The organism is Burkholderia sp. RF2-non_BP3 (assembly GCF_001522185.1).
GTDB classification, from domain to species: Bacteria; Pseudomonadota; Gammaproteobacteria; order Burkholderiales; family Burkholderiaceae; genus Burkholderia; species Burkholderia diffusa.
Genome location: NZ_LOSU01000051.1, coordinates 79,532 through 93,576, shown reverse-complemented (window position 1 = coordinate 93,576; position 14,045 = coordinate 79,532). Strand labels below are relative to the sequence as shown.

The following is a 14,045-nucleotide window of genomic DNA, read 5'->3' as shown; positions in this document are numbered from 1 at the left end:
CGAGCGCTCTCCAATTCAGTCTGTGACGCTCGTTCGCGAATCCGGCCGATGGCAAAGGTTGCGCACATTGCAAGAGCCGTGATCAAGCTGAGTAGGCCAGCGACCATCGCATTCGCCTGCGTAAAGGTCGCGACGCATGTGCAGAATGCTGCTGCAATAGCTATCCCGTTGGCGACGCGCCATATCCATTCTGTAACCGTTGGACGGATCCCGCTCGCGAGGTTGTCGTCTGTCATATTGCGTACCGTGCCGGGATCCAGATGCCATATGTCACCATGGGAGGTCACAAGATCGCAACAGGTATGCACACCCGATCGAGCGTTGCGTCATTGCCACAGCTATCCGTTCATCTGCGGGCAACAGCGAGGGTAGAAAGGGAGGGTTCCAAGCTTGTTGGTATTTTCGTTGGTATGTGAACTGCTTTCTGTATTCAATCCCTTTACTGTCAAGGGTTGGGGGACGATATTCGAGTCCGGTCCCCGCACCATATGTCTTTGCTGACACTCCCCCGGTCAGGCGGCATGGGCCGAGCCATTGCGTGCGCGCCAGCCGTTTCTCCTCCGGTTCGATCACCCCGCCAACTCCATCATCCCGCTGTGGCGGTCGCCGGCAAGCATCGCCGTTGACGCCGGATTGGCGTGTCGCCGGGATGGCGCCTCGGCCCAACGTCGTTGCAAATGGGACCGAGGCTGGACGCCTAACCGCGCGTGATCATCCATGCACCGCTACCGCTCCCTTCTCGATCGACCAGCAACGAAGCCGAAACGTTGTACAGGAAGCCGGATCGACCTTCGCCCCGTGTATCCAGGAATCCGGTGCCGTTATTGAATGAATTCAGCAAAAAGAGCTGGTCTTCAGTAATCAGTTGCGGATCGTTCTGGGGGTTCGAACGAATGAAAATATGCCAGGCGACGGATCCGGTGCCGCCCAGGCCGCCTGATGTAGCGACGTCGAGATTTTGGCCGTTATTTGCGTTGTTATTGAATAGCGCCAGAAAGCTATTGTCCTTGGCGCTCTGAAGCAGAATCTGGTCGCAACTCAGGACATTTTGCCCCTTGGGTTTCTGGTTGAGCGGCGACACGATAATCCACTGCGTTGCAGTTTCATTTCCGCTGAGCGACGAAACCGTCCCCACATAATCCTGGCCGCCATCAATATGGGAAGGGCCGCCCACGCACAGGTAGCCGCCTTTCCAATTGCCACTGTAGCCGTTGGTGAGTCGAATCACATCGCCGTACTTCAGGTAGTCTGCCATCGTTGTTCTCCGAGTTGTCACACGATGTTCGACGTGGCCGCGTCGGATCGAATTCTAGTCGAAAATTCTTCAGACATAAGCGATGTTACGTGTCCGCGCCAATTTATTCAGTTATCGAAAATATCCCGATGGCGATGCAATTATATGAAACGGCGATCGCCGATTTGGCGGCGCTGAATTAATGAAGCGAAAATAGGGTCCGGTTTTGAAGTGAATCTAAAAATGCCGAAGTGACTGAATGGCACCTGCCAATATCGACAGGTTGTTTCGCTGTACTGCGTGCGCCATTATTTGCGTAATTATTGCGAACCTGTGCCGCCCGTATTTAAAGAACCGCCGTTGCGCATCCAATTGCATTCGCGCCGGCGCAAGCGGCCAGGAACCGGCGTTACTCGCAATGATTCCCTTCCGCAGTGCGACGACGAGGCGACGAACCATGACATCCAGCAAACTCGGGCAAATGCAGGTCAACCTCACGTTGGCCTATGTGCTGAACAACGCGGCGACGGACAAATTCGGACACGGCATCCCGCAGCCGACAGCCCCGCAGGTGAAAAAGATCATCGTCGATCGCCTGAACGGATCGCGGATGACCCGGAACGATCAGTTCCAGATCGTTTGGGGGCCTGCGATCGTATCCGACAAGACTGATGGCTACGCCGCCAATATCACGGCCGTCTTGCAATCGACCGCCACCGGCGAATATTCGGTGGTGACGAGCGGCACCAATTTCAAATCTGCGCTCGATCTTCTGGGCGACTTTTCGTTTAGCACCCTTGAGCCGTTCAGCGCGTATGTGCCGGACTGCCCGCCCGACGCACGCATATCGGCGGGTACCAACGGAGCGCTGTTTTTCATACTGGACACGCCGGATTCAAGTCGCGTGAAGCTCGCAGACTTCCTGCGGAGCGTGCCGCCATCGTCGGTGGTCAACGTCATCGGGCACAGCCTCGGAGGCGCCCTGGCATCCGCGATCGTGTTGTACCTGAAGCATCAGAGTGGCTTGCAGGCCCATACGTACAACTGCCAGACATTTGCGGCCCCGACAGCGGGCAATGCGGCATTTGCCGACTATTTCAACCGGCAAATGCGGGATCGTGCGGTGCGCGTGTTCAATGCGCGGGATATCGTTCCGATGGCATGGAATGCGGACACCATTCTGCATGTGAAGGATGTCTACAGCGATGCGGGGCTGGATACCCCGCTCGATACGAAGATTGCCGTCGATGCGGTTTCCCTGGCGACCCGGCCCCTGGATTACGCGCAATGGGGAACGTCCGATCTCTCGGCATCGGTGACGACCGCGATGCAGTACCGGCTTGACGGTACGGTGAATGGACACATCCGGGATTTCTCGACGCAGGTTGGCTATCAGCATATCTACGAGTACATGACCTGCCTGGATATGGCACTCTCCGACATCGACATTCCCGGGCCGGGCCCCGGCCAAGTGGCGTCGCCAATAAACCGCTGAGGGTTGCACGAGTCCTGGGCAGCGCATGAGCGCGAACGAGGTCCGCACCAGGTGTCGCGCGCAAGCGGAAATTTGCGCGAGGCAAACGGCTGGGTGAAATGAATCGCGATGTCAAAGCCCGCTTCGGCGGGCTTTGTTGTTTCCGGTTCCTGCGGGGCGCGGCGGGTTTGCACGAGGACGGATCGCAAACGGATATTTCCGTCACGCGCCGGGCGCGGAGTCGACTCGATGGAGGATGCCGTCACGAGCATGCCGGACAGGACGCGGCGCCATCGCCGTGCGAGTGCGACAAGCGCTTCGCTTACCATCGGGATACGATTGACCCGAATGGATATCCCCGCCGCAACGCCACTCGCCATGCTCGATTCCACCTACCACTATTACGAACCCGTACAAGGCCACGGCCTCCCGCACGACCCGCTGAACGCGATCATCGGCCCGCGCCCGATCGGCTGGATTTCATCCCGTGGCGCCGACGGCACGGTCAACCTCGCGCCGTACAGCTTCTTCAACGCGTTCAACTATCGTCCGCCGATCATCGGCTTTTCGAGCACCGCCGCGAAGGACAGCCTGCGCAACGTGCAGGAAACCGGCGCATTCGTCTGGAACCTCGCGACGCGCGACCTTGCCGAACGGATGAACCAGACCTGTGCCGCGGTGCCGTATGGCGTCAACGAATTCGAACTCGGCGGGCTGACCGCGATTCCGTCGCGCCTCGTCGACGTGCCGCGCGTCGCGCAAAGCGGCGTGAACTTCGAATGCAAGGTGACCGACGTGATCCGGCTGCGCGATCATCGCGGCGTCGAGACGCCGGCGACGCTGGTGCTCGGCGAGGTCATCGCCGTGCATATTCGTCATGACCTGCTGAAGGACGGCGTCTTCGACACGTTCGGCGCCGGCATCATCCTGCGCGCCGGCGGCCCGTCGGCCTACGCGCACGTGACGCCCGACAGCCGCTTCGACATCGCGCGTCCCGACGCGTGATTCATCGCCCGCCGGGCCAGCCGGCCGGCCCCGCGGGCGCGGAAGCGCCCCGACGCACCGAGACCTCGCCGGGATCCAGGATTTCGCGAGGTCTTTTGCTTCGTATCGTCCGACATGACCGGCGTGTACCGATCGGTCCGGCTCGTTACGCACGCTTCACCGGCCGCTGACGCAGCGCAGCACGGGCGACCTGCGTTCGCGCCGCCGCCGCCATCGATCGTCCGTCGACATCCGCCATGGCAAATCTGCTCATCCGGAGCGAGCGGGTTGGTCATCGACGTTTTGCGCCATAAGGCATAGATTTCCAAGGTTGGCGTGCTTATCCGCGCGCCAGCTCGCGCGTGAGCCGGCAACCGGCCGCGCGCTTCCATCAGCGTGAGACACAATCGAGCGTGGAGACGACACGATGAGCCTGTCAGAGCCATTGCGTCTGCATGTGCCGGAGCCCACCGGGCGTCCGGGCTGCAAGACGGATTTTTCCTATCTGCATCTATCGCCGGCCGGCGCGGTTCGCCGCCCGCCGATCGACGTTGCGCCGGCGGACACCGCCCATCTCGCCCGCAGCCTGGTGCGCGTGCTCGACGACCACGGCGAAGCCCTCGGCCCGTGGGCGCCGGACCTCGACGATGCGCGCCTGATCGCCGGGATGCGAGCGATGCTCAAGACCCGCATCTTCGACGCGCGCATGATGATCGCGCAGCGTCAGAAGAAGATCTCCTTCTACATGGTGAGCCTCGGCGAAGAGGCGATCGGCGCCGCGCATGCGATGGCGCTGCGTCACGGCGACATGTGCTTCCCGACTTACCGCCAGCAAAGCATCCTGATCGCGCGCAACGTGTCGCTCGAACGGATGATCTGCCAGTTGATGTCGAACGAAGGCGACCCGCTGAAGGGGCGCCAGCTTCCGGTCATGTATTCGGACCGCGAAGCCGGCTTCTTCTCGATCTCGGGCAACCTCGCGACGCAGTTCATCCAGGCGGTCGGCTGGGCGATGGCGTCGGCGATCAAGGGCGACACGAAGATCTCGTCCGCATGGATCGGCGACGGCGCGACCGCGGAATCCGACTTCCACACCGCGCTGACGTTCGCGCACGTGTATCGCGCGCCGGTCGTGCTGAACGTCGTCAACAACCAGTGGGCGATCTCGACGTTCCAGGCGATCGCGGGCGGCGAGGGGACGACGTTCGCCGGGCGCGGCGTCGGCTGCGGCATCGCTTCGCTGCGCGTCGACGGCAACGACTTCCTCGCGATCTACGCGGCGTCGACCTGGGCGGCCGAACGCGCGCGCCGCAATCTCGGCCCGACGCTGATCGAGTGGGTGACCTATCGCGCCGGCGCGCACTCGACGTCGGACGATCCGACGAAATACCGGCCGGCCGACGACTGGGCCCATTTTCCGCTCGGCGATCCGATCGCGCGCTTCAAGCAGCACCTGATCGCGAAGGGCATCTGGTCGGACAGCGCGCACGACGCGCTCACGGCCGAGCTGGAAGCCGAGGTGATCGCCGCGCAGAAGGAAGCGGAAAAGTTCGGGACGCTGGCCGACGACCGGATTCCGTCGCCGGCCTCGATGTTCGACGACGTGTACAAGGAGCTGCCTGCGCATCTGCGCCGTCAGCGCCAGGAACTGGGAGCGTGATCATGGCGCAACATGAAACGACGACGGCATCGGCGCAGCCGATGACGATGATCCAGGCGCTGCGCTCCGCGATGGACGTGATGCTCGGCCGCGACGACGACGTGGTCGTGTTCGGGCAGGACGTCGGCTACTTCGGCGGCGTGTTCCGCTGCACCGAGGGCCTGCAGGCCAAATACGGCAAGTCGCGCGTGTTCGATGCGCCGATCTCGGAAGGCGGGATCGTCGGCGCCGCGGTCGGGATGGGCGCGTATGGATTGCGGCCGGTCTGCGAGATCCAGTTCGCGGACTACTTCTACCCGGCGTCCGACCAGATCGTGTCGGAAGGCGCGCGGCTGCGCTATCGCTCCGCGGGCCAGTTCACCGCGCCGATGACGATCCGGATGCCGTGCGGCGGCGGCATCTACGGCGGCCAGACGCACAGCCAGAGCCCGGAGGCGATGTTCACGCAGGTCTGCGGATTGCGCACGGTGATGCCGTCGAATCCGTACGACGCGAAAGGACTCCTGATCGCCTCGATCGAGAACGACGATCCGGTGATCTTCCTCGAGCCGAAGCGCCTGTACAACGGGCCGTTCGACGGCCATCACGAACGTCCCGTCACGTCGTGGCTCAAGCATCCGGGCAGCGCGGTGCCGGAAGGCTATTACACGGTGCCGCTCGATACGGCCGCCGTCGTGCGGCCCGGCAACGACTTGACGGTGCTGACGTACGGCACGACCGTGCACGTGTCGCTGGCCGCCGCCGAGGAGACCGGCATCGATGCGGAAGTGATCGACCTGCGCACGCTGTGGCCGGTCGATCTCGACACGATCGTCGCGTCGGTGCGCAAGACCCGCCGCTGCGTGGTGGTGCACGAGGCGACGCGCACCTGCGGCTACGGCGCCGAGCTGGTGTCGCTCGTCCAGGAGCACTGCTTCTATCATCTGGAAGCACCGATCGAGCGGACGACGGGCTGGGACACGCCGTATCCGCACGCGCAGGAATGGGCGTATTTCCCCGGCCCGGCCCGGGTCGGCGAAGCGTTGCGACGCGTGATGGAGGCCTGAGATGGGGATTCATGTCATCAAGATGCCGGATATCGGCGAAGGGATTGCCGAGGTCGAGCTGGTGGCCTGGCACGTGCAACCGGGGCAGACGATCGCCGAAGACCAGCCGCTCGCGGATGTGATGACCGACAAGGCGGCGGTGGAAATTCCGTCGCCGGTGGCCGGCAAGGTGCTGGAGCTCGGCGGGCGGATCGGCGAGATGATGGCGGTCGGCAGCGAGTTGATCCGTCTCGAAGTCGAAGGCGACGGCAACCTGAAGCCGGGCGCGAAGCCGCGCGAGGCCGGCGCGGAGGCGACGCAGCCTCCGGCGGCGGTCGACGTGCGTGCGGAGTCGTCTTCCGTCGATGAGGGATCCGAAACACATGCGTCGCCGAAGGCGACGCCGCACGCCGCGTCCCGCGCGCCGGCCGAGCCGCGCCGCGCGGAACATGCGGTGCCGCCGCGCGCGGCACTCGCGCCGGGCGAACGGCCGCTCGCGTCGCCGGCGGTGCGCCAGCGCGCATGGGACATGGGCATCGAGCTGCGCTACGTGCGCGGCACCGGCGAAGCCGGGCGGATCCTGCATGCGGACCTCGATGCGTATGCACGCACGGGCGGCGGTGCGGCGCGCGGATCCCAAGCGCGCGGCTACGACGAGCGCAACGACGAAACCGACGTGCCGGTGATCGGCCTGCGGCGCGCGATCGCGCGCAAGATGCAGGAGGCGAAGCGCCGCATTCCGCACTTCAGCTACGTCGAGGAGATCGACGTCACCGAGCTCGAATCGCTGCGCGCCGAGCTGAACCGGCGCCACGGCGACACGCGCGGCCGGCTCACGCCGCTGCCGCTGCTGATCCGCGCGATGGTGATCGCGCTGCGCGACTTCCCGCAGATCAACGCGCGCTACGACGACGAAGCGGGTGTCGTCACGCGCTACGGCGCGGTGCACATGGGCGTCGCGACGCAGACGGACGGCGGCCTCACGGTGCCGGTGCTGCGTCATGCGGAAGCGCGCGACGTGTGGTCGATCTCGGCGGAAATCGCGCGGCTCGCCGACGCGGTGCGCGCGAACCGCGCGCAGCGCGACGAGCTGACCGGCTCGACGATCACGATCTCGAGCCTCGGCGCGCTCGGCGGCATCGTGTCGACGCCGGTGATCAACCATCCCGAGGTCGGTATCGTCGGCGTGAACCGGATCGTCGAGCGACCGATGATCCGCGACGGCGCGATCGTCGCGCGCAAGATGATGAACCTGTCGTCGTCGTTCGACCATCGCGTCGTCGACGGCGCGGACGCGGCCGAATTCATCCAGGCCGTGCGCGGCGTGCTCGAGCGTCCGGCGCTGCTGTTCGTGGAGTGAGAACGATGAAGAACGAACACACCACGTTGCTCGTGATCGGTGGCGGGCCGGGCGGTTACGTCGCCGCGATTCGCGCGGGGCAGCTCGGCATTCCGACGGTGCTCGTCGAGCGCGAACGGCTCGGCGGCACGTGCCTGAACATCGGCTGCATTCCGTCGAAGGCGCTGATCCACGTCGCCGACGCGTTCGAGCAGGCGTGCGGGCAGGCCGGCGACGGGATGCTCGGGATTCGCGTGCGCACGCCGGAGATCGACATCGCGAAAAGCGTCGCGTGGAAGGACGGCATCGTCGAGCGGCTCACGCGCGGCGTCGGCGCGCTGCTGAAGAAGCACGGCGTGCGCGTGCTGCACGGCGACGCGCGCGTGGTCGACGGCAAGACGGTCGACGTCGTGGCCGGCGACCACACGACGCGGATCGCGTGCGAGCATCTGTTGCTCGCGACGGGCTCGGAACCGGTCGCGCTGCCGTCGATGCCGTTCGGCGGCCACGTCGTCTCGTCGACCGAGGCGCTGTCGCCCGCGTCGTTGCCGAAGCGGCTGGTCGTCGTCGGCGCCGGGTACATCGGGCTCGAACTCGGATTCGTGTATCGCAAGCTCGGCGTCGACGTCGCCATCGTCGAGGTGGCCGAGCGCGTGCTGCCCGCATACGACGCGGAACTCGCGAAGCCGGTCGCCGATTCGCTCGCGCGGCTCGGCGTCGGGCTCTGGCTGGGCCACAAGGTGCTGGGCCTCGCGAGCGACGGCGCGGTGCGCGTGCAGGCACCCGACGGCGCGGAGAAGACGCTGCCGGCCGATCGCGTGCTGGTCGCGGTCGGCCGCCGGCCGCGCGTCGACGGCTTCGGGCTCGAATCGCTGCCGCTCGATCGCAATGGCCGCGCGCTGCGCATCGATGACGAATGCAGGACGTCGATGCGCAACGTATGGGCGATCGGCGACGTCGCCGGCGAGCCGATGCTCGCGCATCGCGCGATGGCGCAGGGCGAGATGGTGGCCGAGCTGATCGCCGGACGCCGCCGCAAGTTCACGCCGGCATCGATCCCGGCCGTGTGCTTCACCGATCCCGAGGTCGTCACGTCCGGCTGGTCGCCCGACGATGCGAAGGCGGCCGGCGTCGACTGCATCGGCGCGTCGTTCCCGTTCGCGGCGAACGGCCGCGCGATGACGCTGCAGGCGACCGACGGCTTCGTGCGCGTCGTCGCGCGGCGCGACACGCATCTGATCGTCGGCTGGCAGGCGGTCGGGCGCGGCGTGTCGGAGCTGGCCGCGGCGTTTTCGCAGTCGCTCGAGATGGGCGCGCGGCTCGAAGACATCGGCGGCACGATCCACGCGCATCCGACGCTCGGCGAAGCGATGCAGGAGGCGGCGTTGCGCGCGCTGGGGCATGCGTTGCATGTGTGAGCATGCGTCGGCATGCGCGGCCGCTCGAAGCCCCGCCACGGCGGGGCTTTTTTGCGTGCGCGGGTGACGGGCGGGATGCGGGTTGCGGTTGACCCTCCCGCGCGGACCGTTCATCGTGTCGATTCCACGCCGATTCACCGGCCTCACACGGAATGACTTGCCATGAAACTGTTGCTCGTCGGCGCGACCGGACTCGTCGGGCGTCACGTCCTTGAAGCCGCGCTGGCCGATGCGCGGGTGGACCAGGTCGTCGTGCTCGCGCGCCGGCCGTTGACGCCGCATCCGAAGATGCGCGCGCTGGAGGTCGACTTCGATCACCTGCCCGAGGCGGCCGACTGGTGGCAGGCCGACGCGGTGATCTGCACGCTCGGCACCACGATGCGCGTCGCGGGCTCGCAGGCCGCATTCCGCCGCGTCGATCACGACTATCCGCTCGCGGTCGCGCGTCTGGCGCACCGGTCCGGCACGCCGACCTACGTGCTGAATTCCGCTCTCGGCGCCGATCCGGGCTCGCGCATCTTCTACAACCGCGTGAAGGGCGAGGTCGAGCGCGCGCTCGCGGGCATCGGGTTCGCGTCGCTCACCTGCGTGCGGCCGGGCCTGATCGGCGGCAGCCGCGACGAATTCCGGTTCGGCGAACGGATGCTGGTGCTTGCGTTGAGCGTCGCCGGGCCGCTGCTGCCGCGGAAGTGGCGCGTGAATCCGGCGCCGCGCATTGCCCGCGCGCTGCTCGACGCCGCGCTCGAGGCGCGTCCGGGCGTACATGTGATCGGATCGGAACGGTTGGCCTGAACCGCAACCGGCGACGACGCCATCGAGCGGGCCGAACGGTTGTAAGACTGTTTCGTCACACCAGGCAAAAGCGGACATACGACGTGCACGCTGACCTACGATGAAGACATCGCGTCCATCATCTGCCCAACCGTGTGCACGCACTACCGCGCCCCCGATGAAGACCCGGGTATCAGCGAGCTGAGGATCGGCATCGGCGACCTGTTTCGCCGCGAGCCGTGGGAACCCGACGTATATCCGGATTACGCGGCACCCATCGCGCGCGCCGACGGCGACGGCCTCGCGGTCGTCAGCGCGGTGTTCGGCTACTGGCCGAAGTTCATGCAGCCCGAGCGTCTCGACGAGAACGGCCGCAAGCGAAAGAAGCTCGATACGGTGAACGCGCGCGCGGAAACGGTCGGTTCGTCGCGACTCTACGGCAACGCCTGGCGCAACGGTCAGCGCTGCCTGATTCCGGTGCGCTGGATCTTCGAGCCGTGCTACGAAACGGGCCGCAACGTGTGGCACCGGATCGGTGTCGACGGCTGGCAACCATGCTGCGTCGCCGGCCTCTGGCGGCGTTACGAAACGGTCGACGGCCGCGAGCGTATCGGCATGACGATGCTTACGGTCAATGCCGACGATCATCCGCTGTTCGCGCGCATGCATCGGCCCGGCGACGAGAAGCGGGGCGTCGTGATCCTGCGCCGCGACGACTACGACGAATGGCTGCACGCGCGCGACATCGAGGCCGCGCGGCGCATGCTGACGCTCCTTCCCGCCGGCGACATGGTCGCCGCACCCGAGCAGGCGTTGCCCGCCGGCGCCTGAGTTTTCGTTTTCCCTGCATTTTTCATACGGTCGACCGACACCTCCGATCGCCGGATGCGCTCCGTTTTCCCGGCCGATCCGGAAGGCTGCCGGACACCGGGTAATCACCGATATCTGCCTGGTTGTATATACAAGATCATCCGCTGGCACTGTCGGCCACGGGGCGTGCCGGCTGCGCGCCAGCGTGCGGACCGTGCGTGGCGCGTGTCCCGGCGATTCACGGCGCGCCGCATCCGACGAGTCGAAAGGGCGGCTCGGCACGTTCCCCGTCTCGTCCAAACCGTTTGCGATCCTCAGTATCTTGGAGATTTTCCCGTGTCAACGAATCCCAGTGGAAAAGCCGGTGGTCTGATCGAGGTACGCTCGATCGATTTCATTCCCGACGCCGAACGCCACGGCGGCCTGTTGAGCCAGTTCACGCTGTGGCTGTCGGCGAACATGCAGATCACGGCCATCGTCACGGGGGCGCTGGCGGTCGTGCTCGGCGGCGACGTGTTCTGGTCGCTGGTCGCGCTGTTGCTCGGCCAACTCGTCGGCGGCGCGGTGATGGCGTTGCACGGCGCGCAGGGGCCGCAACTCGGCTTGCCGCAGATGATCTCGAGTCGCGTGCAGTTCGGCGTCTACGGCGCGATGATTCCGATCGTGCTCGTATGCCTGATGTATATCGGTTTTTCCGCCAGCGGCTCGGTGCTCGCCGGGCAGGCCGTCGCGCAACTGCTGCACGTCGACGACGCGGCCGGCATCCTGCTGTTCGCGGCCGTGATCGTCGTGCTGACGGTGTTCGGCTATCGCGCGATCCACTTCGTCGGCCGGATCGCGAGCGTGGTCGGCATCGTCGCATTCGTCTACATGTTCGCGCAGCTGTTCGCGAACCACGACGTCGGCGCGCTGCTCGCGAACCGGCACTTCTCGCTCGCGAGCTTCCTGCTGTCGATGTCGCTGTCCGCGTCGTGGCAGATCGCGTTCGGCCCGTACGTCGCCGATTATTCGCGCTACCTGCCGCGCTCGACGTCGTCGGTCGCCACGTTCTTCGCGGTGGGCCTCGGCTCGGTGATCGGCGCGCAGGCGGCGATGGTGTTCGGCGTGTTCGCGGCCGCGCTGGCCGGCAGCCAGTTCGCGCACCATGAGGTGTCGTATATCGTCGGGCTCGGCTCGACGGGCGCCGTGGCTGCGTTGCTGTATTTCACCATCGCGTTCGGCAAGGTGACGGTGACGGCACTCAACGCGTACGGCAGCTTCATGTCGATGGCGACGATCGTCAGCGGTTTCCGCGGCAAGGGCGCGGTGTCGTCACGCAGCCGTCTCGTGTACATCTTCGGGATGATCTGCGTGTCGACGCTGATCGCGCTCGCCGGCCGCCATTCGTTCCTGAAGGAATTCACGGCGTTCATCCTGTTCCTGCTCGCGTTCTTCACGCCCTGGAGCGCGATCAACCTGGTCGACTACTACTGCTTCACGCGCTCGCGCTACGACGTGCCGGCGCTGTCCGATCCGGACGGCCGCTACGGCCGCTGGAACGTGATGGCGATCACGATCTACGTGGTCGGCATCCTGGTGCAGCTGCCGTTCATGTCGACCCACATCTACACGGGCGCGCTCGTCGACGCGCTCGGCGGCACCGACATCTCGTGGATCCTCGGCCTCGTCGTGCCGGCCGGGCTGTACTACGTCGGCGCGCGTGCGTCGCGACGCAGCATCCCCGAGCGCCTGATCCTGCCGCTCGAACGCGGCGAGGTTCACCACTGAACTGACTGACGCGTCGCGTCGCCCGTCGTGCCGGCCGGCACCCGTACGGATCGCCGCGTGCTTACGAACTCGCGGCGACCGGCGCGCGGCGGCGCTGGATCATCTGCAGCGCAACCAGTGCCAGCCCGGCCGCGGCGATCAGCCCGCCGACGAGCGGCACCGCCGCGTAGCCGAAGCCGGCCGAGATCGCCGCGCCGCCGGCTGCCGCGCCGACCGCGTTGCCGAGATTGAACGCGCCGATGTTGACGGCCGAGGCGAGGCCCGGCGCGTCGTGTGCGGCACGCATCACGCGCATCTGCAGCGGCGGGACCACCGCGAACGTCGCGACACCCCAGACCAGCAGCGTGACCGCCGCGCCGACATGCGTGCGGGCGAGCAGCGGGAACGCGGCCATCGTCACGATCAGCAGCACGAGGAAGCCGATGAGCGTGCCGTCGAGCGAGCGGTCGGCGAGGCGGCCGCCGGCGATGTTGCCGATCGAGAAGCCGACGCCGATCAGCACGAGCATCGCGGTGACGAAGCCGGGTGTCGCGCCGGTCAGGTGTTCGAGCGTCGGGGCGACATACGTGTACAGCGTGAACATCGCGCCGGCGCCGAGCACCGTGGTCCCGAGCGCGCCGAGCACGACGGGGCGCGTGAGCACCGACAGTTCGGCGCGCAGGTTCGGCATCTTGCCGGCTTCGCCCTTCGGCAGCGCGGCGAACAGGCCGGCGATCGCGATCAGGCCGAGCGCGGCGGTCGCCGCGAACGACATGCGCCAGCCGATCATCTGGCCGAGCCAGGTCGCGGCCGGCACGCCGCCGACGTTCGCGATCGTGAGGCCCATGAACATCGTCGCGACCGCGCTGGCCTGCTTTTCACGCGGCACGAGGCTCGCCGCGACCACCGAGCCGAGCCCGAAGAACGCGCCGTGGTTGAGGCTCGTGACGAGCCGTGCGAGCAGCAGCGTCGTGTAGTCGGGCGCGACGGCCGACAACAGGTTGCCGATCGTGAAGATCGACATCAGCGCGATCAGCGCCGAGCGACGCGACCAGCGCGCGAGCACCAGCGTCATCAGCGGCGCGCCGACCATCACGCCGATCGCATACGCGCTGATCAGCATGCCGGCCTGCGGAATCGACACGTGTACGCCGTCGGCAATCACGGGCAAGAGGCCCATCGGCGAGAACTCGGTCGTGCCGATGCCGAACGCCCCGGCGGCAAGCGCCAGCAGCGGCAGCGCGGCGCTGCCGCCCGGGCGGGAAGGGGAAGAGGTCGTGCTGTTCACGCGATGAGCTCCTGCAAGCATGGGGCAACGGCACCGGGCCATTGCGGACAGGTGAAGTGTGCCTGCGTTACTTTTGCGGAAAAAGCCGCGCTCGAGCGAAATTATCTTGATTCGATGTCAATAATTCGGAGTCGAGCCGGCATGCGTGTGCGGCCCGAGTGGCGCTGTTTCGGCGATTCGCCGGCGCGGCTCGCCGACGAAAAAAGCCCCGGTCACAGGGGGCCGTGACCGGGGCGAAAAGCATCCTCTCTTTGGCACGAGGGTTGGATGCGGGCGCAGTATATTTCGGGGCATAA

Annotated in this window: 11 protein-coding genes; 9 read left to right on the top strand and 2 right to left on the bottom strand. The window is 66.1% G+C overall.

The genetic code is table 11. From position 1 onward, the window contains the following. Nucleotides 1-697 precede the first annotated feature (697 nt). Nucleotides 698-1,255, bottom strand: a complete 558-nt coding sequence (locus tag WS45_RS24480) for a hypothetical protein (RefSeq protein ID WP_059523553.1) — start codon at nucleotides 1,253-1,255, stop codon at nucleotides 698-700. Between the two features lie 436 nt (nucleotides 1,256-1,691). Between WS45_RS24480 and WS45_RS24475 the strand changes: the two genes are divergently transcribed. From WS45_RS24475 to WS45_RS24435, 9 genes are all read left to right on the top strand, one after another. Beyond that, complete coding sequence (locus WS45_RS24475) at nucleotides 1,692-2,729, top strand: lipase family protein (protein ID WP_059702086.1); 1,038 nt, start codon at nucleotides 1,692-1,694, stop codon at nucleotides 2,727-2,729. Between the two features lie 357 nt (nucleotides 2,730-3,086). After that, complete coding sequence (locus WS45_RS24470; RefSeq protein WP_059702084.1) at nucleotides 3,087-3,713, top strand: flavin reductase family protein; 627 nt, start codon at nucleotides 3,087-3,089, stop codon at nucleotides 3,711-3,713. Nucleotides 3,714-4,119: 406 nt separating this feature from the next. Beyond that, the gene (locus tag WS45_RS24465) at nucleotides 4,120-5,352 is read left to right on the top strand and encodes a 3-methyl-2-oxobutanoate dehydrogenase (2-methylpropanoyl-transferring) subunit alpha (RefSeq protein ID WP_059702082.1); all 1,233 of its coding nucleotides are present in this window, start codon (nucleotides 4,120-4,122) and stop codon (nucleotides 5,350-5,352) included. A gap of 2 nt (nucleotides 5,353-5,354) precedes the next feature. After that, on the top strand, nucleotides 5,355-6,398 hold the full coding sequence (locus tag WS45_RS24460) for an alpha-ketoacid dehydrogenase subunit beta (protein ID WP_059702080.1): 1,044 nt from the start codon (nucleotides 5,355-5,357) through the stop codon (nucleotides 6,396-6,398). 1 nt (nucleotide 6,399) lies between these two features. Continuing rightward, nucleotides 6,400-7,737, top strand: coding sequence for a dihydrolipoamide acetyltransferase family protein (locus tag WS45_RS24455; protein ID WP_059702078.1), 1,338 nt, complete (start codon nucleotides 6,400-6,402; stop codon nucleotides 7,735-7,737). A 5-nt stretch (nucleotides 7,738-7,742) separates the two neighbouring features. Continuing rightward, nucleotides 7,743-9,134, top strand: coding sequence for a dihydrolipoyl dehydrogenase (gene lpdA / locus WS45_RS24450; RefSeq protein ID WP_059702076.1), 1,392 nt, complete (start codon nucleotides 7,743-7,745; stop codon nucleotides 9,132-9,134). A gap of 162 nt (nucleotides 9,135-9,296) precedes the next feature. After that, nucleotides 9,297-9,926, top strand: a complete 630-nt coding sequence (locus tag WS45_RS24445) for an NAD(P)H-binding protein (protein WP_059702074.1) — start codon at nucleotides 9,297-9,299, stop codon at nucleotides 9,924-9,926. Nucleotides 9,927-10,058: 132 nt separating this feature from the next. Further along, the gene (locus WS45_RS24440) at nucleotides 10,059-10,736 is read left to right on the top strand and encodes an SOS response-associated peptidase family protein (protein WP_059702073.1); all 678 of its coding nucleotides are present in this window, start codon (nucleotides 10,059-10,061) and stop codon (nucleotides 10,734-10,736) included. 315 nt (nucleotides 10,737-11,051) lie between these two features. Then, a complete protein-coding gene (locus WS45_RS24435; protein ID WP_059702071.1) occupies nucleotides 11,052-12,482 on the top strand; it encodes a purine-cytosine permease family protein in 1,431 nt (476 codons plus the stop codon). 61 nt (nucleotides 12,483-12,543) lie between these two features. Here the strand turns inward: WS45_RS24435 and WS45_RS24430 are convergent, their stop codons facing one another. Next, entirely contained in the window at nucleotides 12,544-13,749 is a 1,206-nt protein-coding gene (locus tag WS45_RS24430) for an MFS transporter (protein ID WP_059702069.1), read from the bottom strand. Nucleotides 13,750-14,045 lie beyond the last annotated feature (296 nt).

Coding starts and splice junctions, on each gene's coding strand:
- WS45_RS24480 (WP_059523553.1), bottom strand. CDS start 1,255: ATGGCAGACTACCTGAAGTACGGCGATGTGATTCGACTCACCAACGGC.
- WS45_RS24475 (WP_059702086.1), top strand. CDS start 1,692: ATGACATCCAGCAAACTCGGGCAAATGCAGGTCAACCTCACGTTGGCC.
- WS45_RS24470 (WP_059702084.1), top strand. CDS start 3,087: ATGCTCGATTCCACCTACCACTATTACGAACCCGTACAAGGCCACGGC.
- WS45_RS24465 (WP_059702082.1), top strand. CDS start 4,120: ATGAGCCTGTCAGAGCCATTGCGTCTGCATGTGCCGGAGCCCACCGGG.
- WS45_RS24460 (WP_059702080.1), top strand. CDS start 5,355: ATGGCGCAACATGAAACGACGACGGCATCGGCGCAGCCGATGACGATG.
- WS45_RS24455 (WP_059702078.1), top strand. CDS start 6,400: ATGGGGATTCATGTCATCAAGATGCCGGATATCGGCGAAGGGATTGCC.
- lpdA (WP_059702076.1), top strand. CDS start 7,743: ATGAAGAACGAACACACCACGTTGCTCGTGATCGGTGGCGGGCCGGGC.
- WS45_RS24445 (WP_059702074.1), top strand. CDS start 9,297: ATGAAACTGTTGCTCGTCGGCGCGACCGGACTCGTCGGGCGTCACGTC.